We start from the raw sequence: 22,581 nt of genomic DNA, 5'->3' as shown, positions 1-22,581 counted from the left end.
CGTCACACAGATTAAAAACAAAGGTGTTATCGTTCCGGCATAAACCATTTCCCACTCGCCGTCCCGGCTCCTCCACCATGAAACCCCGCCAGATCCACACCCTGCACCGTCCGGCCGCCAAACCCAACGGCCAGCCCCCCTGCCTCTTCGTCCACGGCGGCTACATGGACAGCCGCTGCTGGGACGTCAATTTCCTGCCCCGCTTCAACGCCGCCGGCTACGACTGCGTCGCCCTCGATCTTTCCGGCCACGGCCAGAGCGAAGGCCGGGAACGGCTCGACCGCTTCGGCCTGGATGACTACGCCGACGACGTGCTGCAGGTGATGGCCAAGCTGCCCCGGCCACCCATTCTCATCGGCCACTCCATGGGCTGCGCCGTCATCGAGCGGGTGCTCGAATGCCAGGGTGCCCCGGCCGCCGTGTTGCTGGCCCCGGTACCCACTTCCGGCACCCAGGGTTCCATCATGAGCCTGGCCCTCAAACATCCGGATTTCTTCGCCAAGATTCCCGCCATCAGCCAGGGCGAGATGGACGAAGCCAGCCTGCTCCTGATGCGGGATATCTACTTTTCCCCCGACATGCCGCCCGAAGGCCTGCTGCAGTTTGCCCATCTGATCCAGCCCGAATCCGCCGAAGCCGCCGCCGACATGGCCGGCCTCGGTTACCGCAGCTACCGCTCCCGGCCCGAACTGCCGGTGCTGGTCATGGGCGGCCAGTTCGACGCCGTCTTCCCCCCCTCCAGCATCGGCTTCACCGCCCTGCGCTGGAACGGCGACTTCAAGATCATCCCCCACTGCGGCCACATGCTCATGCTCGACCATCCCTGGCCCAAGGCGGCGGCGGAAATCCTGCAGTGGCTGGAAATGCGCTAAGGTCGCCCTCCTCCACCGTCAAAATCTCAGCACTGGGGCGCCACCGAGGGCAGCTGTTCGGCCAGGGGCTGGCCCCAGTCCCTGGCGGCCTCCAGGGCCTGCTTGTAAGGGGCCGTGGATTCGAAGCCTTCCGGCTGCTGCAAGCTGAGAATGCAGTAGAGGGCGATGTCCTTTCTCCGTACCAGGCCCCAGGCCCTGGCCTGGGCAATGCGCTGCCGTATCAGGGAAAAAGCCGCGCAGGGCGTAAAGCCGGCCAACAGATCGGGATCGACAGCATGGGACTGGACCATGACAACGCCCGGGAAAAGACTCTCCTCAAGCACCGCCATCTGTACGCCGTTCAAGCGCAGGGCCCAGGCCGTCACCCGCTTGGGAGCTGCAACCAGGCTGTGCAGGACGCTGCAGGCATCGACGACAGCCCATTTTTCAACCGGCCCCATGAAGGCCGACCGCTGCATGGGCTCCAACGACGGCATCAGGGCCGCCACCGCCTGCACTTTCTCGTAGGGAAAGAGCACCGCAGGACCTTCCGTCAGAGCCAGGTTCCGCAAGAGTCTGAGATGCCGAACCACCTCATCCGCCCCGGCAAAACTCAGCAGAAAATGCAGGCCACCCCGGGTCAGCGCCCGCTCGGCCAGTTGCGACAAAACCGACGGTCCCTTTTCCACTTCGGCAAACAAAGGCCCCGCCGCATCCGCGCCGCCGCCATCGTCGCGACTCAGGCGGATAACTGGCGCTCCATGCTGCACCAGGCCCTGCAACCAGGCCAGGCTCTGCGGGTCGGCTGGGTCATCGTCCAGCAGTACATACAGCCGCGGCATTTCCAGTTGAGCCGAAATCATCTGCCCCTCAGCCGACAGCCAGGCCCGCAGGTGAGCAGCATCGTTCAGCGGAATTGAAATCGACTTACCCATGATGCAACCATCCATCCAACGTTTGACTTTGGGGACAGCCCCTATCCACGCAAGAGGCCTGCATCGCTGGTGAGGAAAAAATCATGGCCCAATCCTGACCCGGGGCATAAAGACGAAAGGCCAAGGAGAACTTAACTAATCCCCAGACGATGAAGACGATCAGGCCGCCCCGGAAGACCCGCCGCAACAGAAGGCTGAGTGCTTTCAAATCCGCTTCGCTATGAAATCTGGTCAAGCTTTATGGCCGCTCAAAATAATGGAGCACTCCACCTAAAATGCTCCGGGACGGGGACGCAGGGTTTTGAGGATGCCGTCCCACAGGGCGAGGAATTCCTCCTTACCAACCTCGCCTTCTGCCTTGGCGGGAGGAAGTTCGCCGAAGGTGGTAGGGGGCGTTTCGGTGTCCACATCGAATTCCATGCGTACATGGATACCAAGCTCCCCTGGCAGAGGAGCCTGGATCGTTTCCTTCACGTAGTACCAATGGGCATCCATTGACGAGTTATACCGATTTTCAAATTTACTTTCGGTTGAGGTTGTAATCCATTCCTCCCCCCCCATGCTACCAATGGAAAGTTTTGCGTCTCGGACCATGCTGGCCTTGAAATCATTGGAATTGAAAAGAGCTAAATTCTGTTTGGGAGGGCGCCCGGATGGCATGTTAATGCGAAGTTCTATGGGTGGATTTGTCGGCAAGCGGAAGGCGAAATTAACCGACTCCCTTTCTTGAGGCGGTCCGGGGAAAAAGCTTCGCCCCCCACAGAAACCCTGGTGAGAAGGTATCTCGTCGTCTTGGCGAAAGCCCAAGCGTTTCATGGAGGAAACAACTTCTTCTTTGGTTGTGGCATCGCTGAACCTGTACAACACGTTGTTCCGCCACAAATAGCCTTCCGTCTCGTAAAAATGTTGTAGCCCTTTATCACCTCCGGGCCATTCATCTAGGTAATACGAAGTATGGCGAAACGTGAATACCACCCCATCCTGTACAGCTTCGATTCTCTCGGAGGGCTTCTCAAAAACTTCACGTTTATCCTGCTTTAGTTCCTTGAGCTCTGCCCAACGGGCTTGAACCCTTTCCAAAAATTGTGAGTGAGTTACGGAATGGTCTGCAAAAAAATCTGCGTCTGCCTCCCCGCCTGCCGAACTTTCCGCCCGGAACAGCACGCTGCCTTTGGGCAGGTCAATGAGATAACGGCCCACACAAAAGGTCTGCATTTCTTGAAAGGGGGGAATCATGGCGTGGTCTCGAATCGGGAAATGAATGCGAAAAAGGGCATAGGACTTGAAAATGGCCCAGGCGATGAAGAGGAACAGGCCTGCCCAGGCTACACGGCGCAAAGAGGGGGTCATGCAGGCTTCTCCGCTTTGCAGGCCAGGGAGATCAGGGAATAGAGGGTCACCGCCTGCACAGGCCCATCCTTGTAGCTTCCTTGATGCTCGAACCCCCGCATCTGGGCAAAGAAAGGCACATGGGTGCGGGGCGCCAGGCCAGAATGGGCGGGCACCGTGGCATCCCCGGCATCATCCTTGTCGCTCAACCAGGCACGGTAAAAGCTGCCCTGGGATTGGGCCGTCACGCCCACACCTCCCCGATTGACCCAGACACTGCCGGCACTCTGGGGATCGCGAATTTCGCAGCTACCTCGCATCAGGTCCGTGGAGATGACTGCATTGCGCTTGGCACACATACAGGCCATAAGCCCGTAAATTCCACGCTGACTTTGGGAAAAATCTTAGAATGGTCATCATGGCGCTTGCTGCTGCTCAAAACGCCCCGGGGCGGGGGCGCAGGGTAGGCGCCACCGTGTCCCAGAGAGTGATGGATTCCGCCTCGTTGAATGGTTTGCTGGATAGCGGTTTGCGGACGGCCACCTCTTCCAGAGTCAGCGCGGGCCCAGGAGCCTCTACTCCCGAGACAAAATCAAGGACCAACACGGGGGTTTGAGCAGAACCAGCTTTGGCGTTCGCTTCCAGGGTGAAATCCAAAAGCATCAGATCGGATTCTTCCGATTTACGTGTCAGCAACCATTCCTGGGCAGAGGGAATGGGGCCGGTGACCTTGCCCTTTCGCAGCGTTCGGCCTGAGGCTTGTTTCAGCGCCTTTTCAATGGCGGGGCCTCTGTCCAAGAGTTCAGTTTCTTGCACGAGGTCACTCAATGAATGGAATGAGAAGTAAGCATCCTTGGACTGGCTCAGGTGGTAATGCAGATCGATTTGTTCATGATCCGTCGCAGGGCCACGCAGGAAGCCATTGGGGAAACAAACGCCCGGACCGCTGGGAACTTCCGTATCTTTGCGGCCTTGAAGGCGGTTGTAGACGTCCAGCAGATGAGCAAGTTTTTGGGGGACATCATTAGGTGAGCTTTTAGCCCAAGGCTCATTTTCATAAGCAGTCCCGGTACTATCTTTCGCCCGGATTGTGGCTGACAGTAAGTAACCATCTTTCCAAGCCATTAGTTCCAGCACCCGCGCAACATCAGCGGCACCTGATTGATATGCACGATTAAAAATTTTCCCAATGTCCCCCGGTGGAAGCATTTCGTATTTTTTCAGGAAGGGATTGGACGGCTCACCATCCATATGTGTGGCTTTCAACTCATGATCCCGCCGCTCCAGAAGAAGCTGAAAATCCACTTTATGCATCGGCTTGATCTTGAGTATCTCCACGTCTTCCAGCTTCGTCGTAGAAATTTCATTGAGCACAAACGTCTCTGGCAAATCGATCAGGTAACGTCCGATGCAGCGTGTCGTCATCGTTGCGGTCAGTTGGTTCATGCGTTGGGTTTCTTCGAGCGTCATGGGGGTCATCTCGGGAGCGCAGGCGGTCGTTACGCCGAGCAGGAGCAAGAGGGGTAGAAAGGGTTTCATTGGTCGTAACGCAGGCTGGTCTGTTGTACCGCTTGGGAAATTTTGACGATGGCCCGCAGGGTGAAGCGACAGGCCCGTAGGTTGTCGGCGCCTTCCCCGTGCCGGTAGGCCGGTTCGTGTTCCACGTCAACCTGGAGACAACTTGTGCAATGGGTGCCCTCATGTCACTCTTTGCTTCTCAGAATGCCCCTGGGCGGGGACGTAGCGTTGTCGTAACCTTGTCCCACAAGGCAATGGACTCAGCTTCACCCAGGGAGGCTTTGGCAATCGCTTTTCTCACCGCAACTTCCTCCAAACTTGGAGTGGGGCGGGGGTGACGAACGCCGCTGTAGAAATCGGTAATAAACAAGGGGTTGTACGCATCACCATGCTTGCTATTCATTTCCAAGGTTAAGTCATAGTCCTTCACGCCTGGATCGGTTTCCTGCACCGATAGCCATTCTTCAAACGACAGCCCGTTGGCTTCGCGCTTCCCCTTGCGCAAGGTATGCCCGTTATATTGCTTTACCGATTTTTCGATGGCTTTCCCACGCTCAAGTAGGGTGTCTTTTTCCGGGCCAATATCGGTTAGGTAATGAAAGCCAAAATAAACATCTTCGACGGTCTTGAGGTGGTAATGCAGATCGATTTGCTCATGATCGGTTGCCGAGCCGCGCAGGAAGCCATTGGGGAAACAAACGCCCGGACCACTGGGGACTTCCGTATCTTTGCGACCTTGAAGGCGGTTGTAGACGTCCAGCAGATGAGCACGTTTTTGAGGAATGTCGTTGGGGAACTCTTTGATCCAAGGCTTATTGGCATAAGCGGTTCCTGTACTGTCCGTTGCTTCAATAGTTGCTGAAAATAAGTAACCGTCTTTCCATGCCATCAATTCCAGCGTTCGCCCAAAATCTGCGGACCCTGTTTCAGATGCACGATTGAAAATTTTCCCAATGCCACCCGGTGGAAGAATTTCGTATTTTTTCAGGAAGGGATTGGACGGCTCACCATCCATATGTGTGGCTTTCAGCTCACGGTCCCGCTGCTCCAGAAGAAGCTGAAAATCCACTTTATACATCGGCTTGATCTTGAGTATCTCGACGTCCTCCAGCTTCGTCGTGGAAATTTCATTGAGCACAAACGCATCGGGCAGGTCAATCAAGTAGCGGCCGACGCAGCGTGTCGTCATCGTTGATGTCAGTTGGTTCATGCGTTGGGTTTCTTCGGGCGTCATGGGGGGCATCTCGGGAGCGCAGGCGGTCGTTACGCCGAGCAGGAGAAAGAGAGGCAGAAAGGGTTTCATTGGTCGTAACGCAGGCTGGTCTGTTGTACCGCTTGGGTAATCTTGACGATGGCCCGTAGGGTGAAGCGGCAGGCCCGCAGGTTGTCGGCCCCTTCCCCGTGCCGGTAGGCCGGTTCATGCTCCACGTTGACCTGGAGCAGGCTTGTGCAATGGGCGCGTGGAGCAATGCCCGAGCGATGGGGCACCGCCCCCCTGTGTTCAAACACCATGACTACTCATCCGATCAGAATGCCCCAGGGCGTGGCCGGAACGAGGCCAGCACCGAATCCCAGATCGCCATCACTTCTTCCTGGGTCAAGCGTTTGGGCGGCGGCGGAAGTTCTTTGCCGGCGCTCATTGCCGCTTCTCGGGCCAGGCGGGCTGCGCCGGTCCCAAAGTCATAATTGAAGTCAATTGTGACTTCTGGTTGGCCCAGTGATTTTGCTTGCCCCGGATATTCCCATTGACCTGTAATACCTGTCTCAGGAGAGAGCCCCTTTCGCTCGGCCACCATTTCCGTGACGAGTTCTTCCCCTTCCATTCCGACCAGCGTTCGTTTTGCCTTGCGCGTGGTGGAAAGCGTTGCACTAGGGTAGGCCGAACTGAACATCTGTAACGGCCCAGAAGTGCGCTCGAACAGCCCCCGTTCCGTTGGCGAGTTGGTGCTGTTGATATCTACGCTGAGTTCAAATCCCGGATAGTCCGACAGGATGAATTTGACCGAAGTGCTTTCTAGGCGGAATCCTGAAGAATCGCTGACCAGGCCGTTATCTATGCACAGACCTTTGCCAGAGGGGATGCTGTCATTGCTACGACTGTGGATACTCGAAATCGCTTCTTTGACATCGTTCTTCGCCGCTTCCAGGCGCGCATTGCTTGCCCCATACATGAGCTTGAACAAGCGCCCCTCTTTCAGGAGATAGGTTTCAAACTCAAAGCTTCGTGTACTAACACCATTCCCACGAAAGATAAGTAAGCGAACAGTATCCGCGAGGGAAATCGCCTCCCGGAAAACACTGCCTTCCTTAGTATGTGGGGTGGCGCGTAACTCTGTTTCTCGGCGGGTTACCTGTGTTCGCATGTTAGTGAGGGTTTGACCTTCAGAAGCGACTAAAGTGATCTCACCCATTCCTCCAATGCTTTGCCAATATTGCTGAGTTACCAACTGAGTAGGGACGTCGACAAGAAAACGGCCAATGCAGACTGAGCGGGTATGGCGGGTAAAGTCGTTCATGGCATGCTCGTAATTGGGAAATGCGGCACGAAGGGCTGGATAAATCCAGAACACGAAGACGGCGACAAGAAGGACGGCGACGGCCCTGGTGCGTTTAGGGAAACGGGGCATTCAGGCACTCCCCCCGGCAATCTTGGCGATACAGTAAAGGGTCAGCGCCTGCACCTGGGCATACTGATAGCTGCCCTGATGATCGAAGCCCCGCATCTTCGCGATGAATTTCACCTTACCCTGGGGAGCTCGGCCGGACTCTTCCGGCACTGTGCCGTCACCAGAGGAGTGAGGGGATTCCATTTCCTGGTTCCACCAGGGCGTCAGGGTGTTGTGCCGAATCTCCGACGACTCCAGCACCAGCCTTCCCAGACTGTTGTCGGCCTTGAGACGGGCGTTCTCAATTTCCCCATCCCTGACATAGCGAATTTCGCCGATCGGATACCAACGTACGTGCCCCCAGGCCCGGTGATCTTCATCGGCACCGTAATGAACCCAGGAACTGGGATGGTAATAATCACCTAGGGTGTCGTGGAATTGTTCTGCTTTATCAAGATTATCTAAGTATCGTTCCCATGGGTCTTTGCTTTCGTTCACAAGTTTCCCCGAAGGATCAATCCATTCAGGCTGAATCAACCGCCACCATTTGTCCTTTTCCCGATAAATCTCCTGATAGGGATCGGCTTTGGGTAAGGAAAGAATGTCCTGCGCCTTGGTGCCAGTACCGGTGCGGGAGACCTTCAGCCAACCAGCGGGGTAAAGCTTGTTGGGCAGCAATTGCAAGGCGCCGGGGGCGTTGGCAAAAACTGCAGTAACATCCGCCCCTGTCCAGCCCAGGACTTTGGCGACGAGGGTATCCTTACCCAGGCCGGCCTCGAAACCGGCATGGACCCGCTTATACGCCGTTGCGGCACCGGTGGCCGGTTGCACGCCATGGACGACGCCCAGCACCTTGCTAGCCGCATTGCCGATTTTGGGATGGCACGCCGCCCGGGCGACCAACCCTCCCATGGAGTGAGTCACCAGGATGGCCTTGTCGCAGGGGTAACCCTGCTTGCGGTAATGAGCGATGAACTGCTCGATCTTGCCCGCAAGATACTTGCCTGCCTGGTCATTGCTCTCCAGCCAGTTGTAGCCGACGGCATGCACCGGAAACCAGTGGTCGGAAGCGTCGAGCAGTTCCTTTTCAATCAATGCGGCAAAGCCTTTCAGTTCTCCCCAGCCTTTGCCCTGATCCTTCATCAATGCCTGCCAGGGTTCGGCAACCTTGCCGTTCTGGTACATGCGGTTCAGGTGGTATTCCAGGTGATAGAGCAATGGGCCGTAGCTGGAAAGCATAACCGTCCCCCAGCCCCGCCGCTTGAATTCGGCTTTCCAGTTGGCTTGCACGTCAGCACCCATATCACTGAACCAGGAAACCTCAGCGTTGGGAATTTCGCTGCTATCGTCGATACTGGCTAGTGAGGGATTAAGCAATATCTGTCGTTTCGCGGGCTTATAAAACATGAACTTACGGGCCCAGGTAAAACTATCTGGAGCCCAAGCTAGCCCTTCGATGTTCTCCTTAGCCGTACTTTTTAGGTTGGACCCCATGATGCCCGGCACGAAGATCACCGGAATGACATGATCGGGGGGAATAGTGCATTTGGCCCGAACCGTGTTCTCGGTGCGGCTCATGATGGATTTGCAGTACGGGCGCCCCTTGTCGTCATAGAGGGTTGGCACGATACGCGTCTTGACGGCGCTCATTGAGAATTCTCCGGCAGGATGCGAACAGTGACGTTTTCCAGGAAAAGGCTCTTCTGAAGACCGGTTTGTCCCTGCGCATCGGTCTGGCCCCGGAGCTTTGTTCCGTTTTCCCGAATGATTTCGAATCTGCGGTTCACCACGGGTTTTCCGTTTTCCTGCTGGAGGACAAAACCTTCGTCAAATTTGCCGTCCGGCCAGGAGTTCATCTCCTGCGCCAGGCTCGTCGGCCCCTCGATCTTGTAATCCCCCGCTTTGAAACTGGCCGTGGCCGGGCAGTGGATGTCGATGTTGCCGCCGGCGATCTTGATGTAGGCGCCGCCGCAGGCGAAGGTGATGTGTTCCTTGGCGTTGGCGAAGATGCGGTCGTCGCTGGAGATGACCGTCAGGCTGTCGTCGCCGGTGATCTCGATGCTGTCGCTCTGAGCCTGCACGTCCACCTTCCCCCTAGCGGCATAGAGCTTGATAGCGGTCTTGTCCTTGATGCCCTGGACGAAGAGGGAGATGGACTGGCCGACGTTGTGGATCCAGCGTCGGGCTGTGCTCTGGTTGGTGTCCCGGGCGGAGACCTGGTCGAAGTTCTGCCCCGTGGCAAAGGTGGCGGACTGGGGCGTGGTGATGCCGATCCCGGCCACGGCGCTGGCGACGAGGATGGGCTGCTGCCCGGCTTCGTCCGGCTGTTCCTTGGCGCCGCCCTTGTGTTCCGGATCGGTGTTGCTGCCCTTCTCCCAGGCCGCCAGGGCCTGCTTCAGATGCCATTGGGTGCCCTTGGCCTTGGCCTTGCCTTCGGCATCCTGGCGCCCTTTTCCGGTCTCGGTCTTGTCGGCGTTCTGCTGGGCGGCGCTGTCGGCCAGGCTCTGGGCCAGGGCGAAGGCGGCGTCGAGCTGGCCCTGGGCGCCTTCCCGGTCCAGCTGTTTGCCGCTGGCCCCGGCCTTGGCTTCGGTGGACAGGAGCAGCCCCTGGGCAGCCCGGATGGCCCCGGCCTTGTCGGTGCGCTGTTCGAAGCCTTCGCCCCGGGGCTGGCCTTTGCCTTCGCTCCGGGGGTGGATCAGGTAGCCCTGGTTGTGCTGGGTCTTGCCGTGTTCGCTGGAGAGCTTGGCTCGCAGTTCGCCGGTGCTGTCGTCAAAGAGCAGTTCGTTGTAGCCGTTGCCTTTGTATTCCTTGCTCTTGATCCCGGCGAGCGTCCGGTTGGCGGGCAGGCTGCCGGCCCCGGAGTAGGTGGGGGGGCGGTGGCTGCCGTTGTAGAGCCCAGCCATGACCACGGGCCGGTCGATGTCGCCTTCGAGGAATTCCACCAGGACTTCCTGGCCGATCCGGGGCAGGTACTGGTGGCCCCAGTTGGCGCCGCCCCAGGGCACGGCGACCCGGATCCAGCAGGAGGAGCGGTCGTCCAGGGCGGCACCGCCGTCGGGGTGGTCCTGTTCCCGGGCCCAGTGGAACTGGATCTTGATGCGCCCCAGGTCGTCGGTATGGATCTCTTCGCCCTGGGGGCCGACCACGGTGGCGGTCTGGGGACCTTTGGCGGTGGGCTTCTGGTAGGGGGCGTAGTCGGGGGCGATGGGGGTGTCCCGGCGGACGGCGGTGAAGGTGTTGCGGTAGGGCTGGTCACCGGTGGCGCCGGCAGCATCGCTGGCTGTGCCGTGCTGGCCGGCGGCGCTGGCCAGGAGGCCGGGCAGGCCATCCGTCAGGTCGCCGGGCAGGTTGTTCCTGGCGTGCCAGTTCAGGTGGCGGACGAGGAAGCGGCGGCTGTCGTCGTCTTCGCCTTCGTGGCGGGGGTGGTCTTCGAGCTGGAACCATTGGCCGGCGGTGAGGCCCCGGACGCTGCTCTGGCCCTGGTAGTCCTTGGCGGCCCGGTCCCGGCTGTCCTGCCGCAGCTGGGTGTAGCGGGAGAGGTCGTCGTTGTCGGCGCCGTAGTAGTGGGCCTGGGGATCGTAGGCTTCGAGCCGGCTTTCGACCTGGCCCCCTTGTTCGCCCTGGTCGGTGGTGCCGGGGGCGTCGGCCTGCAGGGGGGTGACGGGTTTGTAGTCCCAGGCGAGGAGCTGGCTCTTGCCTGAGCGCAGGCGCCGGGCGGTGTCCCAGGCGGTGAGGCTGTCGGCCTCTTCGCTCGCGTCGGCCCGGTGGAAGCGGATCTTCTCCTGCTGGGCCGGGGTGGGCTCGTAGGGGTCGTCGAAGAGGACCAGGGTGTGCAGGGGGGTGGCGTCGTCCTGGCGCTGGCCGCTGCTGTCCTCTTCCTGGAATTCGTAGCGGGTGGCGATGCCTTCTTCGGCCAGGAGGCGGCGGATGAAGTCGCGGTCGGATTCCCGGTATTGCAGGCAGTAGGAGCGCTGGGGGTAGTCCTTGGCCAGGCGGTTCTGCCAGCGGCAGGCGGCAGCCCAGGGGCCACCGGCGTCCCGGTGTTCGGACAGGAGGGTGTGCACGATCTCGGGGACGCTCTTGTCCTGGAAGACCCGGCTGTTGGTGCGGTGGGTGAGGAGGGAAAGGCCGGGGACGATGACCAGGGCGAAGCGGGAGAAGCCGCCGTCGGCGCCTTCATGGCGGGCTTCGGCGATGAGGCCGGAGATGGTCTTGTGGCCGCCGTCGGCCAGCAGCAGGTTGAGTTCGGCGATGCGGCCGATCAGTTGCTTGAGTTCCAGATGGGTATCGGGGGACAGGCACCCCACTTCCACCCGGTAGTCGCCGGAGACGGATTCTTCTCCCCTCGCTTCCACCGGCAGCAACTCCTCCGAACCAACTCCCAGTACCCGGAGCTCCAGCAGCCTCGACTCTTGTACAAAGGCGCTGGCGTAGCTGGAAAGAAGGTCGGAGAGATTGTCCCGGGCGCTCATGGCGCAGCCCTCACTTGGAAAAGTGGGGGATGTTACGCCGCCATCAATGACAAAGAAATATTACAAAGGGCTATAAAAAGCCGATCCACCCCCAAGGTCATAGGTACAAGGGAATATGCTCCACTCGTCTTGCACGTTCGCTGACTTTCTACTAAAGTCGAAATTACTTAATATAAAACATTAAATTTTTACTGCACAACAGGATAGCTCATGGACACACCACAACATCGCATTCGCCGCGCCTCCCGTCTGCTGCGGGTGGCTTCCCTGGCTGCCGCCCTGCTTCTGCCGGTGCTGGTGGCCTATCTCTGGGCCCATGTGGAACGCTGGGCCGACTGGGGCGTGACCTGGTCCGACGCCTTCCGCATCGCCGGGGTGGCGGCTGCCGATCTCAGCATGTCGCAGCGGCTGCTGGGCTATCTCACCGATCTGCCGGCCCTGGCGGCGGGCAGCTACGTCTTTTTCACCCTGGCCGGCATCTGCCGGCGCTACGGCAACGGCGAGCTGTTTTCCACCGCCGTGGCCCGCGCCTATCGCCGCTTCGCCCTGGGCATGCTGGCCTGGGCCGGCCTCAAGGTGCTGTCCCAGACCCTGCTGGTGCTGGCCCTGACCCTGGACCATCCGCCCGGCCAGCGCCTGCTTTCCATCGGCATCGGCAGCGACAGCCTGGCCATGGTCCTGGTGGGGCTGGCGGTGCATCTCCTGGGGCAGGTGATGGAGGAAGGTCGCCGCCTGCAGGAAGACAACGCCCTGATCCTGTGAGCGGCCATGGCGATCATTCTCAATCTGGACGTGATGCTGGCCCGGCGCAAGATGCGCTCCCGGGAGCTGGCCGAGGCCATCGGCATGACCGAGCAGAACCTGTCCCTGCTCAAGAGCGGCAAGGTCAAGGGGGTGCGCTTTTCCACCCTGGAGGCCATCTGCCGCCACCTGGCGTGCCAGCCGGGTGACCTGCTGGAATACCGGGCGGACGAGGGCGATGAGAGCCTCGGCTGAGTCCTGCCGCCGCCTCGGGGCCGGCCTCTGCCTGGGCCTGCTGCTGGGCGCCCTGTGGCCGGGCTCCAGCCGGGCCGGGGACGGGCCGCCGCGCCAGGTGCTGCTGGAGGATGGGGAGCCGGTGCGCATCGAGGCCCGTCCCCGCCAGACGGAAACCACCTACGGCCATCCCGGCGGCGAATCCCGGGTCGAGGTGCGCAGCGCCGGCGGCCGCTACTGCCTCACCAGCTACCGGGATAATCCCATCCTGGCCAATGTTTACGCCACTCCCGGGGGCGGCCAGCTGGCCGTGCCCACCAATTGCCCGCCTTGAGGCATGCCCTCTGGCAATGGCCGTCCCGCCTGCCTCGGCGGGAATGGGGAAAGCACCTGTGACACTGTGTCACATTCCTTTAGTGATAGTCCTCCCCTAGCATCCGCCTCCGCTGACTGACCCATCAACGCCGCTCCGCGCCCCGGGGAAACGGCGTCCGGCCATCCCGGCCCGATGGGCACTTTCCCGGATAGGTGTTCCATGCTCCCTGCCCCCGTCGCCTGCTGCGGCCGTCCCTTGCCCCACCGCCTCGCGCCCGTCTCCCTCGCCGTGCTGATGATCTTTTCACCCCTGGCCCGGGCCCAGAGCGCCGACACTCCCCGGGTGCTGGACGAGGTGGTGGTGCGGGACCAGGGCCTGCAGGACGACCTGGCCTTCGGCAAGAAGGTGGTCACCGGCAGCCGCCTCGGCCTCAGCGTCAAGGAGACGCCGGCCGCCGTCACCGTCATCGACCGGGAAGCCATCGAGCGCCGCGGCGCCGACAATACCCAGGAAATCCTCAAGGGCGTGGCCGGCATGACCGCCTCCTCGGCCCCCGGCTCCCCCGGCGCCGTGTTCTATCGGGGCTTTTCCGGCGGCAGCGTGACCCAGCTGTTCAACGGCATCACGGTGCAGTACGACACCATCGCCGCCCGCCCGGTGGATAGCTGGATCTATGACCGGGTGGAGGCCATCGGCGGCCCCTCCAGCTTCCTCTACGGTGCCGGCGCCATCGGCGGCTCCATCAACTACGTCACCAAGCTGGCCAACCGGGACGGCGACTTCACCGAGGCCAAGGCCCGCTACGGCAGCTACGACGCCACCCAGGTGGCCATCGGCACCAACCGCCGCCTCAACGACCGCAACGTCATCCGCCTGGACGTGAACCGGGATTCGGCCCGGGGCTGGAGCAAGGGCACCAAGCGGGAAGCCTGGCAGATGGCCGCCTCCCTGCTAACCGACCTGACCCCCGACCTGAGCCACACCCTGGCCGTGGAATACCAGAAGGAAACAGTGGACCGGCCCTACTGGGGCACGCCCCTGACGAAACCTTTTGACGGCAAGGTCCACATCGACGATGGCACCCGCTTCAAGAACTACAACGTCAGCGACGGCCTCTATGAGCAGACCGTCAAATGGTTCCGCTCCATCCTCGACTACAAGGTCAATGACCAGCTCAAGCTGCGCAACACTCTCTACCACTACGACGCCCTGCGGGACTACCGCAACGTGGAGACCTACGCCTTCAACGCCAGCAACACCCGGGTCAACCGCAGCGGCGGCCTGCTGCAGCGCCACGACCAGGATGTGAACGGCAACCGCTTCGAGTTCAACTGGGACAGCACCCTGGGCAGCCTGCCCACGGCCTGGGCCGGCGGCCTGGACTACAGCCTCAACAAGCAGACCCGCTACCCGGCCTCCACCGGCAACACCGCCCTGGGCAACGTCGATCCCCTCGCCTACGATCCGGGCACCTTCAACGGCGTCACCGGCCTGGCCAGCGACGTCTACCGGCCGGACCGCTCCAACCGGGTCACCACCCTGGCCCTGTTCCTGGAAAACCGCACCTTCCTGAGCAAGGACCTGTCCCTGCTGACCGGCCTGCGCCAGGACCACATCGACCTGGAAGTGACCAACTACCGCACCGTCACCGCCACCGACCCGGCCTACTTCAAGCGCACCTACACGCCCCTCACCGGCCGCGCCGCCCTCACCTACGACCTGACGCCCAACGCCAACGTCTATGTGCAGTACAGCACCGCCGCCGATCCCCCCGCCGGCATCCTGGCCACGGCCAGCTTCGCCCAGGTACGCAACTTCGACCTGACCACCGGCAAGCAGCACGAGATCGGCAGCAAGTTCGCCTTCGCCGAAGGCCGGGGCCACGGCAGCGTCGCCTACTACGAGATCACCCGCAGGAACATCGCCGTGGCCGACCCCAACAACCCGGGCACCACCATCCCCGTGGGCCAACAGTCCTCCCGGGGCATCGAGGTCAACGCCGCCTACCAGCTCACGCCCCGGCTCCAGGCCTCCGGCAATTTCTCGGTGGTGGATGCCCAGTACGACGACTTCACCGAAAAGGTGGGCAGCGTCGCCGTCTCCCGCCAGGGCAACCGGCCCAGCGGCATCCCGGCCCGGGTCACCAATCTCTGGCTGAGCTACAGCCCCAGCGCCGACTGGCGCGTCGGCGGCGACCTACGCTACGTCTCGGACCGCTACGCCGATGCCGCCAACACCCTGAAGGCCGAGAGCTACGGCCTGCTGGGGGCCTTCGTGCAGTACAAGCTGGACCGCAAGACTACCCTGACGGCCCGCATCAAGAACCTGACCGACAAGGTCTACGCCGAAAACGTCTCCGGCACCAACATGGTCTATCTGGGCGCCCCGCGCACCCTGGACCTGTCGGTCCAGACCAGCTTCTGAGGCCCCACCGGCCCCCGCCCGGGGGCCGGCCCTTCCACCCAGCCGCCTGCCCTCCATGAAACGTCTGCTCTTCCTCGGCCACCGCTGGCTCGGCATCGCCCTCTGCCTGTTCATGGCCCTGTGGTTCCTCTCCGGCGTGGTCATGATGTACGTCGGCTACCCCAAACTGGGCACCGCCGAACGCCTGCAGACCCTGCCGCCCCTGGCCTCCGCCGGCTGCTGCGTCAATCTGGAGCAGGCCCTGGCCGCCCTCCCCGCCGGCGCCCGGCCCCGCAGCCTGCGCCTGACCAGCATCGGCGGCCGCCCCGTGTTCATCGCCGGGCTGGAGAAAAACCGCTTTGCCGCCATATCCGGCCATGACGGCAAGGCGGTCGGCAACATCGGCGCCGAGGCCGCCCTGGCGGCGGCCCGGGCCTTTCTGCCCGGCCAGCCGGCCCGCTACCTGGAAGCCCTGCAGGAAGACGCCTGGACCCACTCCCGGGCCCTGGACGGCCACCGCCCCCTGCACGTGGTGGAAATGGACGGCAGCGACGACGGCCAAGGCCGCACCCTGCTCTATGTCTCCGCCAGCACCGGCGAGGTGGTGCGCGACGCCAGCGCCACCGAGCGCACCTGGAACTGGCTCGGCGCCTGGCTGCACTGGCTCTACCCCCTGCGCGGCGGCGCGCTGGACGGCTGGTGGACCGAGATCATCATCTACACCTCCCTCGCCGCCACCCTGCTGGCCCTGAGCGGCCTCGTGGTGGGCCTCCTGCGCTGGCGGAGGCGACCCTACGCCAACGGCAGCCGCAGCCCCTACCGCAAGGCCATGCTGCGCTGGCACCACTGGCTGGGCCTCATCTTCGGCCTGCTCACCTTCACCTGGATCCTCAGCGGCCTGCTCTCGGTCAATCCGTGGAAGGTCTTCGACGCCGGCACCCCCAAGCCGGCCCCGGCCCGCCTGGAACTGGCCGCCGGCACGGACGCTCCCGGCATCGGCGAGGTGCTGCAACGCTTCCGCGCCGACGGGCTGGATGCCCGGGAGCTGGAATGGCTGACCTTCGCCGGCACCACCTACGTCCAGGCCCGGGACGGCCAGGGCCACAGCCGGCTGCTGCCCTGGCAGCGGCAGGGCGTGGTGCAGGCCGCCCTGGAGCCGGGCGTCCTCGAGGCAGGCGGGCGCCAGCTGCTGCCCCAGGCCGGGCTGGCGGCGACCCACCTGCAGACGGAATACGACTGGCACTACTACCAGCGCACCTACCACTCCATGACCGGCCACATGGAAAAGGCCCTGCCGGTGCTGCGCCTGGAATTCGAAGACCCGGCCCATACCTGGCTCTACCTGGACCCGCGCAACGGCGCCCTGGTGCAGCGCCTGGACGACCGCCTGCGCCTCAAGCGCTGGCTCTTCGCCCTCTTCCACAGCTGGGACTGGCTGCCCCTGCTGCAGCACCGGCCCCTGTGGGACATCCTGCTCATCGTCGCCAGTCTGGGGGGCTTCCTGGTCAGCCTCAGCGGCCTGGTGATCGGCCTGCGCCGCCTGGCCCGGCCCCGGGGCTGAGCCGCCGACATCCCCTCCCCCGGGCCGGGAATGCCCCAGAAATGGGCATCTCCGGCCCGGTGTTGTATTCCTGCACCGGAAATGTGCCCGGCCCCGCCGGGGCGCCCCTCCTTTTCCGGGAAAAATTCCCATAAATCAGCGACAATCCGCTCCCCCGGATGGAAAGCACGGCTCTTGCTTCCATCCCCATCATCGCCCCCTAGGGAGTCTGGGACCATGACCACCGTCCGTCATCTGGAAATCGCCGCAGCCGCCGAGCCGCCGGCTGAAGGCACGCGCCGCCTCATCGACGGCCAGGAGCGGGTGTACTACGACGGCTACTGGATCAAGACCTACCCGGTCCCCGCCGACTCCCTGGACGCCAAGAAGCGCCTGATCGAGGCCCTCACCCGGCGCCTCTTCAACCACACCGAATACGGCCTCAACATTCCCGGCCACCGCCTGGCCGAAGCCCGGGCCGCCTACGCCGCCGAGCAGGACCCGGGCAAGAGCCGGGTCAAGGCCGCCATGCTGGCCGGCGCCCTCTTCAACCGGGCCACGGACATTTTCCGCAAGCTGGTGGAGCTGCAGGCCGAGGGCATCGAAGTGGGCTGCGACGACGCCCTGATGCGGGAATGCGGCCAGTACCTGATGGAAGCCATGGAGCTGGGCCGCTTCGTCCTGCACCGCAGCGGCGAGGAAGGCATCGACGAGCTGTGGGGCGAGCCCTTCCGCGCCTTCTCCATTCCCGTGGAAGATTTCTACGAAGGCCGCTACATCAAGATCGGCCAGACCCTGCGCGACATCGACCGCATCGCCGCGGCCATGATCGACACCATCGGCCAGGTGCCCCTCTTCGCCGGCGTCGCCGGCCCCATCCGGGACCTGGCCGCCGCCGCCAAGGTGAAGACCGAGACCCTGCGCACCGATCCGGAAATTTTCGACATCTGGTCCTCCCTGGTCACCGCCGGCGAGCGCCTGGCCAACTTCACCCCGGGGCCGCCCACCGGCACCCCCAGCCGCTGTCCGCCCCCTGCCGGCTCCCCGGTGCACAGCGTCTCCGACGGCCTGCACCTGCTGCGGGCCGGGCGGGACCTGGTGTTCTACATCACCCGGGCCCGCACCCCCATGCCCAAAAGCACCCGGGAATACATCGAGCGCTGCCAGACATACCTGGCCATCGGCAGCGTGCCCTTCGCCCCGGTGCCGCTACCCGCCTGATCCCGCCTGATCCGGGCAGGCGCCGCCGGCCTAGCGGCCCACCGCCCCGGGGCCGGGTCTGCCCTCAGGGCTCGCCGTCCCCGTCGGAACCGGGGCCCTCTTCGGCCTCGCGCATGATCTGCTCCCAGGCCACGGCCATCAGCAGCACCAGCAGCATCACCAGCTCGGTGACGGCAAAACTCACCATCGAATCCGTGCCCAGGCCCAGCAGGGGCGGCATGACCAGGGCCCCGGTCCCAAAGAAATTGCTCCAGCGTGAGGTGTCCATGGTGCTACTCCCGACAAAGATCACTCCCTGATTGCTGCAGAGCACAAAACAGGCCACAGTCCCGCCCTGCCACCCCGAGACGCCCTATCCGCAGTCATCCCCGGGCAGGCACCGCCACCTGGCCCGGTCCCTGGACCTTCCCGGCCACCCCGTTTTCCCCCTTCCTTCGCCCCACATCGGTGCCATCCCTCCCCGCCCCGGCGGGCCGTTGCAAATGAAACCTTGCCATTTGCCCGGTTACTGTATAAAAATACAGTCAACCGATTAGGAGACCGCCACCATGGTCAAGCTCACCCCGCGCCAGCAGGAAATCCTCGACTTCATCCGCAACCATGTGGAAACCCTGGGCGCCCCGCCGACCCGGGCCGAAATCGCCCGGGCCTTCGACTTCGCCTCCGCCAACGCCGCCGAAGACCACCTCAAGGCCCTGGCCAAGAAGGGCTCCATCGTCCTGGAACCGGGCTCGGCCCGGGGCATCCGCCTGGTGGAGCAGCTGGGCCTGCCCCTGGTAGGCAGCGTCGCCGCCGGCTCCCCCATCCTGGCCGTGGAAAACGTTCAGGGCCGCTACTCCGTGGCGCCGGACATGTTCAATCCCCGGGCCGACTTCCTGCTCAAGGTGCGGGGCCTCTCCATGCTCGGCGCCGGCATTCTCGACGGCGACCTGCTGGCGGTGCACCGGACCACCCAGGTGCGGGACGGCCAGATCGTGGTCGCCCGCATCGCCGACGAAGTCACGGTCAAGCGCTTCAAGCGCAACCTGGGGCGCATCGAACTGCTGGCGGAAAACCCGGATTACGGCCCCATCCTGGTGGACCCGAACCGGGACGATTTCGCCATCGAAGGCGTGGCCGTGGGCCTCATCCGCGGCGGTTTTTCCGGCAGCCTCAGTTGATCCCGACTGATCCCCGCTGACCAGCCACTTGCGAAGGAGCCGTCCATGACCATTCCCCGCCTCACCACCCTGACCCTGGGCGTGGACGACCTCTCCCGGGCCACCGCCTTCTACCGCCACGTCTTCGGCCTGCTGCCCCGGGACGACTACGAAGGCATCGCCTTCTTCCAGCTGCCCGGCACCTGGCTCATCGTCTATCCCAAGGACAAGCTGGCCGAAGACATCAGTCCCGACACGGCCCTGGCAGGCTCTGGCTTCAACGGCATCACCCTGGGCTACAACGCCCGCAGCCGGGACGAAGTGGATACCGTATTCGCCCAGGCCAAGGCCGCCGGCGCCCGCATCGCCAAAATGCCCCAGGAAACCTTCTGGGGCGGCTACAGCGGCTACTTCCAGGACCCGGACGGCTACTACTGGGAAGTGGTGTGGGGCCCCATGTTCGACCACGCCCCCGACGGCAGCCTGCTGTTCCGGGAGGGTTGAGCCGGGCAATCCGCCACTGCGGAAGCGCAGCCGAGTCTGCCGGCAGGCCCACGGCGTTCCCGCCCGGTCTTCCCCCGCCTGCCGCTGCGCCGCCCGCGATGCCATCCGCTCCACCCTGACGCCCTAACCCGCCTTCGTTTCAGGCATGCACAGGCCGCCCTGCCGGGCACGGCCCCGCCCCGGCTGTCGCCATTTTTTGCCGACAAGCCGACTGCCGCCAGAGACGAAGGCCCGTCACAAAGCGATTTGCCGCCCCAGACCCGCCGCACCGACAGAGCCGTTGCCCCCGATCCGGCAAACGCCCCAGCCACACGATCAAGCAACCCAACCAAGCCGCCCGACAACAGCAGACGCCAGCCAACGACAACCTCGCTGCACCCCAGCCGCCGATCGCTCAAGCCCGCCACCACGCCCGCGACTACATCCGCAACCAACCCCTACCAACCCCTACCAAACCACCTCCTGCGCCGACCATGTCCGCCCTGCCTTCTTCCCCCGCCCCCGTCACCCTGGCCGATCTCCTGGCCCGGCCCGACGTCTGGCGCGGCGACGCCCTGGCCCGGGTGAAGGCCCCCGGTCTGGCCACGGGCTACCCGGAGCTGGACCGGGAACTGCCCGGCGGCGGCTGGCCGCGCCAGGCCCTGAGCGAATTCCTGGCGCCGCCGGAGGCAGGCGTCGCCGGCCTGCTGGCCCCGGCCCTGGCCGCTCTGGCCGGCCCCCTGCTGCTGGTGGCGCCGCCCTGGCCCCTGCACGCCGCCGGCTGGGCCGCCGCCGGCCTGCCCGGCCAGCGCCTGCTGGTGGTGGAGGCCCGGGGCCAGGATGCCGCCTGGGCCTGCGAGACGGCCCTGGAAGAAGGCGGTTTTGCCGCCATCCTGGCCTGGCTGCCGGACATCGACGCCCGGGGCCTGCGCCGCCTGCAGCTGGCCGCCGAAAGCTTCAGCGGCCCCGCCTGTCTGGTACGCCCCCCGGCCCGGCTGCGGGAATCCTCCCCCGCCCCCCTGCGCCTGACCGTGGAATGCCGGCCCCAGGGCCTGCAGGTGCAGATCGTCAAACGCCGGGGCGGCGGCCTGCCCCCGCCCCTCACCCTGGTGCCGCGCCTGGCCGTGGCCCGCCTTCAGGAACGCGACCGTGCTCTGGCTCGCCCTGCGCTTTCCCCTGCTGCCCCTGGACGCCCTGGCGCCCCCGCCCGACGCCCCGTCCACGCCTAGGGCCGCCGCCAGCCAGGGACGGGTGGTGGCCGCCAACGGCGCCGCCCGGCAACTGGGGGTGGCGCCGGGCATGGGCCTGGCCTCGGCCTGGGGCCTGGCGCCCGAGCTCAAGGTGACGGAGCGGGACGGCGCCGCCGAAACCCGGGCCCTGGCCGGCCTGGCCTGCTGGGGCGGCAACTTCACCCCCCAGGTCAGCCTGGACCCGCCCGCCGGCCTGCTGCTGGAAATCGGCGGCTGCCTGCGCCTCTTCGGCGGTCTCCCGGCCCTGCTGCAACAGGCCGTGGACGGCGCCCTGGCCCAGGGCTACAGCCTCGCCGCCGCCTGCGCCCCGACGCCCCTGGCTGCCCGCTGGCTGGCCAACGGCGCCCCCTGGGTGGAGCCCGCTGCCGACGGCCCCCGGCCGGCGGCCGCGCCCCTCCTGGCCGAAAACGGCGGCCCTCTGCCGGTGTGCGCCGACCCGACCCGCCTGGGCGCCGCCCTGGCCCCCCTGCCCCTGGACTGCCTGGAACTGCCCCGGCAGCAGCGGCAGCGCCTGGAAAACTTCGGCGCCCACCGTCTCGGCGACCTGCTGGCCCTGCCCCGGGCCGGCCTCAACCGGCGCCTGGGCCTGCAACTGGCCGCCGACCTGGCCCGGGCCCTGGGCGAAGTGCCCGACCCCCGGCCCCGCTTCCCCTTTCCCGACACCTTCCGCCAAGGCCTGGAACTGCCGGCCCGTGTGGACGACGCCCCCGCCCTCAACTTCGCCGCCCGCCGCCTGCTGCAACAGTTGCAGGGCTGGCTCGCCAGCCGGGGCGCCGGCGTCGGCCGCTGCACCCTGGAACTGCAGCACGAAAAATACGCCGGCAGCACCCGCCGCGGCCTGCCGCCGACCCGGCTGGTGCTGGGCTTCGCCGGCCTCACCCGGGACGGGGAGCGGCTGCAGCGGGTCCTCAGCGAACGCCTGGGCCGCCTCGCCCTGGCGGCGCCGGTGGACGCCCTGACCCTGATCGCCGACCAGGTGGAGGAACTGCCGGGCAGCGACCGCCAGCTCCCCGGCCAGGCGCCGCCGGAAGAAGAAGGCACCGACCCGGCCCGCACCGCCGTGGCCCTGGAACGCATCAAGGCCCGCCTGGGGGAGGACAAGGTCTACAGCCTGGCCGCCGTGCCGGACCACCGCCCCGAGCAAGCCACCCGGCGCTGCGCCCCGAATCTCGATCTCCAGGGCATCATGGCCAGGGCCCAGGACCCGGGCCACTCCCAGGCCATGGCAGGCCAGGGTCCGCGCCCCCTCTGGCTCCTGGCCCACCCCCAGGCCCTGGGCGAGACCCAGGGCCGCCCCCGGCACGGCGGCCCCCTGCAACTCCTGGCCGGCCCCGAGCGCATTGAAAGCGGCTGGTGGGACGAAGGCGAAAGCCAAGACGGCCTTCCTGCCCCCGGCGACCTGCGCCGCGACTACTTCGTCGCCCGCAACCCGGCCGGCGAATGGCTGTGGGTGTTCCGGGACGAGAGCGGCTGGTTCCTCCACGGCAGGTTCGCATGAGCCGGCACCATCACGGGCGGCTCCCGGCCCAGGACGACGCAAGCC

At 64.4% G+C, this 22,581-nt stretch carries 22 protein-coding genes; 11 read left to right on the top strand and 11 right to left on the bottom strand.

Annotated features, from left to right (window positions below; all coding sequences use genetic code 11):
* Positions 1 to 77: 77 nt before the first annotated feature.
* Entirely contained in the window at positions 78 to 872 is a 795-nt protein-coding gene (locus tag AC3QLZ_RS00790; RefSeq protein ID WP_014237341.1) for an alpha/beta fold hydrolase, read from the top strand.
* A gap of 26 nt (positions 873 to 898) precedes the next feature.
* On the opposite strand, the gene AC3QLZ_RS00785 is transcribed toward AC3QLZ_RS00790, so the two are convergent.
* From AC3QLZ_RS00785 to AC3QLZ_RS00740, 10 genes are all read right to left on the bottom strand, one after another.
* Positions 899 to 1,786 (bottom strand): DUF4123 domain-containing protein, encoded by an 888-nt coding sequence (locus tag AC3QLZ_RS00785; protein ID WP_157870620.1) that lies wholly within the window; start codon positions 1,784 to 1,786, stop codon positions 899 to 901.
* A gap of 270 nt (positions 1,787 to 2,056) precedes the next feature.
* Positions 2,057 to 3,136: a T6SS immunity protein Tli4 family protein gene (locus AC3QLZ_RS00780; RefSeq protein ID WP_014237339.1), complete on the bottom strand. Its 1,080-nt coding sequence runs from the start codon at positions 3,134 to 3,136 to the stop codon at positions 2,057 to 2,059.
* The gene (locus tag AC3QLZ_RS00775; RefSeq protein ID WP_492783294.1) at positions 3,133 to 3,474 is read right to left on the bottom strand and encodes a hypothetical protein; all 342 of its coding nucleotides are present in this window, start codon (positions 3,472 to 3,474) and stop codon (positions 3,133 to 3,135) included. Before AC3QLZ_RS00775 ends, AC3QLZ_RS00780 begins: the two co-directional genes overlap by 4 nt.
* 76 nt (positions 3,475 to 3,550) lie before the next feature.
* The gene (locus tag AC3QLZ_RS00770) at positions 3,551 to 4,585 is read right to left on the bottom strand and encodes a T6SS immunity protein Tli4 family protein (RefSeq protein ID WP_232058851.1); all 1,035 of its coding nucleotides are present in this window, start codon (positions 4,583 to 4,585) and stop codon (positions 3,551 to 3,553) included.
* A 65-nt stretch (positions 4,586 to 4,650) separates the two neighbouring features.
* Entirely contained in the window at positions 4,651 to 4,779 is a 129-nt protein-coding gene (locus AC3QLZ_RS00765; RefSeq protein ID WP_274412995.1) for a hypothetical protein, read from the bottom strand.
* 53 nt (positions 4,780 to 4,832) lie between these two features.
* On the bottom strand, positions 4,833 to 5,867 hold the full coding sequence (locus AC3QLZ_RS00760) for a T6SS immunity protein Tli4 family protein (RefSeq protein WP_238526299.1): 1,035 nt from the start codon (positions 5,865 to 5,867) through the stop codon (positions 4,833 to 4,835).
* A gap of 65 nt (positions 5,868 to 5,932) precedes the next feature.
* Positions 5,933 to 6,061: a hypothetical protein gene (locus AC3QLZ_RS00755; protein WP_275888317.1), complete on the bottom strand. Its 129-nt coding sequence runs from the start codon at positions 6,059 to 6,061 to the stop codon at positions 5,933 to 5,935.
* Between the two features lie 98 nt (positions 6,062 to 6,159).
* Positions 6,160 to 7,260, bottom strand: a complete 1,101-nt coding sequence (locus AC3QLZ_RS00750; RefSeq protein ID WP_014237336.1) for a T6SS immunity protein Tli4 family protein — start codon at positions 7,258 to 7,260, stop codon at positions 6,160 to 6,162.
* Complete coding sequence (locus AC3QLZ_RS00745) at positions 7,261 to 8,889, bottom strand: esterase/lipase family protein (RefSeq protein ID WP_014237335.1); 1,629 nt, start codon at positions 8,887 to 8,889, stop codon at positions 7,261 to 7,263. It lies immediately after the preceding gene.
* The gene (locus tag AC3QLZ_RS00740) at positions 8,886 to 11,711 is read right to left on the bottom strand and encodes a type VI secretion system Vgr family protein (protein ID WP_014237334.1); all 2,826 of its coding nucleotides are present in this window, start codon (positions 11,709 to 11,711) and stop codon (positions 8,886 to 8,888) included. The genes AC3QLZ_RS00745 and AC3QLZ_RS00740 overlap by 4 nt, the downstream gene beginning before the upstream one ends.
* 210 nt (positions 11,712 to 11,921) lie before the next feature.
* On the opposite strand from AC3QLZ_RS00740, the gene AC3QLZ_RS00735 reads away from it, so the two are divergent.
* From AC3QLZ_RS00735 to AC3QLZ_RS00710, 6 genes are all read left to right on the top strand, one after another.
* Positions 11,922 to 12,473 (top strand): DUF2975 domain-containing protein, encoded by a 552-nt coding sequence (locus tag AC3QLZ_RS00735; protein ID WP_014237333.1) that lies wholly within the window; start codon positions 11,922 to 11,924, stop codon positions 12,471 to 12,473.
* Between the two features lie 6 nt (positions 12,474 to 12,479).
* Positions 12,480 to 12,707, top strand: coding sequence for a helix-turn-helix domain-containing protein (locus AC3QLZ_RS00730; protein ID WP_014237332.1), 228 nt, complete (start codon positions 12,480 to 12,482; stop codon positions 12,705 to 12,707).
* Complete coding sequence (locus tag AC3QLZ_RS00725) at positions 12,691 to 13,020, top strand: hypothetical protein (RefSeq protein ID WP_014237331.1); 330 nt, start codon at positions 12,691 to 12,693, stop codon at positions 13,018 to 13,020. The genes AC3QLZ_RS00730 and AC3QLZ_RS00725 overlap by 17 nt, the downstream gene beginning before the upstream one ends.
* Positions 13,021 to 13,221: 201 nt before the next feature.
* Positions 13,222 to 15,426, top strand: a complete 2,205-nt coding sequence (locus AC3QLZ_RS00720; protein WP_014237330.1) for a TonB-dependent receptor — start codon at positions 13,222 to 13,224, stop codon at positions 15,424 to 15,426.
* A gap of 55 nt (positions 15,427 to 15,481) precedes the next feature.
* Positions 15,482 to 16,966, top strand: a complete 1,485-nt coding sequence (locus AC3QLZ_RS00715; protein WP_492783293.1) for a PepSY domain-containing protein — start codon at positions 15,482 to 15,484, stop codon at positions 16,964 to 16,966.
* A 216-nt stretch (positions 16,967 to 17,182) separates the two neighbouring features.
* Positions 17,183 to 18,166 (top strand): hypothetical protein, encoded by a 984-nt coding sequence (locus tag AC3QLZ_RS00710; protein WP_130458369.1) that lies wholly within the window; start codon positions 17,183 to 17,185, stop codon positions 18,164 to 18,166.
* A 64-nt stretch (positions 18,167 to 18,230) separates the two neighbouring features.
* Here AC3QLZ_RS00710 and AC3QLZ_RS00705 read toward each other — a convergent pair whose 3' ends face one another.
* The gene (locus AC3QLZ_RS00705; RefSeq protein WP_014237327.1) at positions 18,231 to 18,434 is read right to left on the bottom strand and encodes a hypothetical protein; all 204 of its coding nucleotides are present in this window, start codon (positions 18,432 to 18,434) and stop codon (positions 18,231 to 18,233) included.
* A 280-nt stretch (positions 18,435 to 18,714) separates the two neighbouring features.
* On the opposite strand from AC3QLZ_RS00705, the gene lexA reads away from it, so the two are divergent.
* From lexA to AC3QLZ_RS00685, 4 genes are all read left to right on the top strand, one after another.
* A complete protein-coding gene (gene lexA, locus AC3QLZ_RS00700; RefSeq protein WP_014237326.1) occupies positions 18,715 to 19,326 on the top strand; it encodes a transcriptional repressor LexA in 612 nt (203 codons plus the stop codon).
* 45 nt (positions 19,327 to 19,371) lie between these two features.
* Complete coding sequence (locus AC3QLZ_RS00695) at positions 19,372 to 19,809, top strand: VOC family protein (protein WP_492783292.1); 438 nt, start codon at positions 19,372 to 19,374, stop codon at positions 19,807 to 19,809.
* Between the two features lie 473 nt (positions 19,810 to 20,282).
* On the top strand, positions 20,283 to 21,017 hold the full coding sequence (gene imuA, locus AC3QLZ_RS00690; RefSeq protein WP_014237324.1) for a translesion DNA synthesis-associated protein ImuA: 735 nt from the start codon (positions 20,283 to 20,285) through the stop codon (positions 21,015 to 21,017).
* The gene (locus tag AC3QLZ_RS00685; protein WP_492783291.1) at positions 20,938 to 22,536 is read left to right on the top strand and encodes a Y-family DNA polymerase; all 1,599 of its coding nucleotides are present in this window, start codon (positions 20,938 to 20,940) and stop codon (positions 22,534 to 22,536) included. The genes imuA and AC3QLZ_RS00685 overlap by 80 nt, the downstream gene beginning before the upstream one ends.
* The last annotated feature ends 45 nt before the right edge of the window (positions 22,537 to 22,581 follow it).

This window comes from Azospira sp. MPR-LB4, from assembly GCF_058809525.1.
Note: the sequence above shows the minus strand (reverse complement) of the source record. Positions and strands in the feature narration are given on the sequence as shown.

Bases quoted from the DNA above. Each gene is read 5' to 3' on its own strand.
- AC3QLZ_RS00770 (WP_232058851.1), bottom strand. From the start codon at position 4,585: ATGACGCTCGAAGAAACCCAACGCATGAACCAACTGACCGCAACGATG.
- AC3QLZ_RS00775 (WP_492783294.1), bottom strand. From the start codon at position 3,474: ATGTGTGCCAAGCGCAATGCAGTCATCTCCACGGACCTGATGCGAGGT.
- AC3QLZ_RS00735 (WP_014237333.1), top strand. From the start codon at position 11,922: ATGGACACACCACAACATCGCATTCGCCGCGCCTCCCGTCTGCTGCGG.
- AC3QLZ_RS00705 (WP_014237327.1), bottom strand. From the start codon at position 18,434: ATGGACACCTCACGCTGGAGCAATTTCTTTGGGACCGGGGCCCTGGTC.
- AC3QLZ_RS00725 (WP_014237331.1), top strand. From the start codon at position 12,691: ATGAGAGCCTCGGCTGAGTCCTGCCGCCGCCTCGGGGCCGGCCTCTGC.
- AC3QLZ_RS00760 (WP_238526299.1), bottom strand. From the start codon at position 5,867: ATGACGCCCGAAGAAACCCAACGCATGAACCAACTGACATCAACGATG.
- AC3QLZ_RS00750 (WP_014237336.1), bottom strand. From the start codon at position 7,260: ATGCCCCGTTTCCCTAAACGCACCAGGGCCGTCGCCGTCCTTCTTGTC.
- AC3QLZ_RS00720 (WP_014237330.1), top strand. From the start codon at position 13,222: ATGCTCCCTGCCCCCGTCGCCTGCTGCGGCCGTCCCTTGCCCCACCGC.
- AC3QLZ_RS00785 (WP_157870620.1), bottom strand. From the start codon at position 1,786: ATGGGTAAGTCGATTTCAATTCCGCTGAACGATGCTGCTCACCTGCGG.
- AC3QLZ_RS00695 (WP_492783292.1), top strand. From the start codon at position 19,372: ATGACCATTCCCCGCCTCACCACCCTGACCCTGGGCGTGGACGACCTC.
- AC3QLZ_RS00790 (WP_014237341.1), top strand. From the start codon at position 78: ATGAAACCCCGCCAGATCCACACCCTGCACCGTCCGGCCGCCAAACCC.
- lexA (WP_014237326.1), top strand. From the start codon at position 18,715: ATGGTCAAGCTCACCCCGCGCCAGCAGGAAATCCTCGACTTCATCCGC.
- AC3QLZ_RS00715 (WP_492783293.1), top strand. From the start codon at position 15,482: ATGAAACGTCTGCTCTTCCTCGGCCACCGCTGGCTCGGCATCGCCCTC.
- AC3QLZ_RS00780 (WP_014237339.1), bottom strand. From the start codon at position 3,136: ATGACCCCCTCTTTGCGCCGTGTAGCCTGGGCAGGCCTGTTCCTCTTC.
- AC3QLZ_RS00710 (WP_130458369.1), top strand. From the start codon at position 17,183: ATGACCACCGTCCGTCATCTGGAAATCGCCGCAGCCGCCGAGCCGCCG.
- AC3QLZ_RS00740 (WP_014237334.1), bottom strand. From the start codon at position 11,711: ATGAGCGCCCGGGACAATCTCTCCGACCTTCTTTCCAGCTACGCCAGC.
- imuA (WP_014237324.1), top strand. From the start codon at position 20,283: ATGTCCGCCCTGCCTTCTTCCCCCGCCCCCGTCACCCTGGCCGATCTC.
- AC3QLZ_RS00730 (WP_014237332.1), top strand. From the start codon at position 12,480: ATGGCGATCATTCTCAATCTGGACGTGATGCTGGCCCGGCGCAAGATG.
- AC3QLZ_RS00745 (WP_014237335.1), bottom strand. From the start codon at position 8,889: ATGAGCGCCGTCAAGACGCGTATCGTGCCAACCCTCTATGACGACAAG.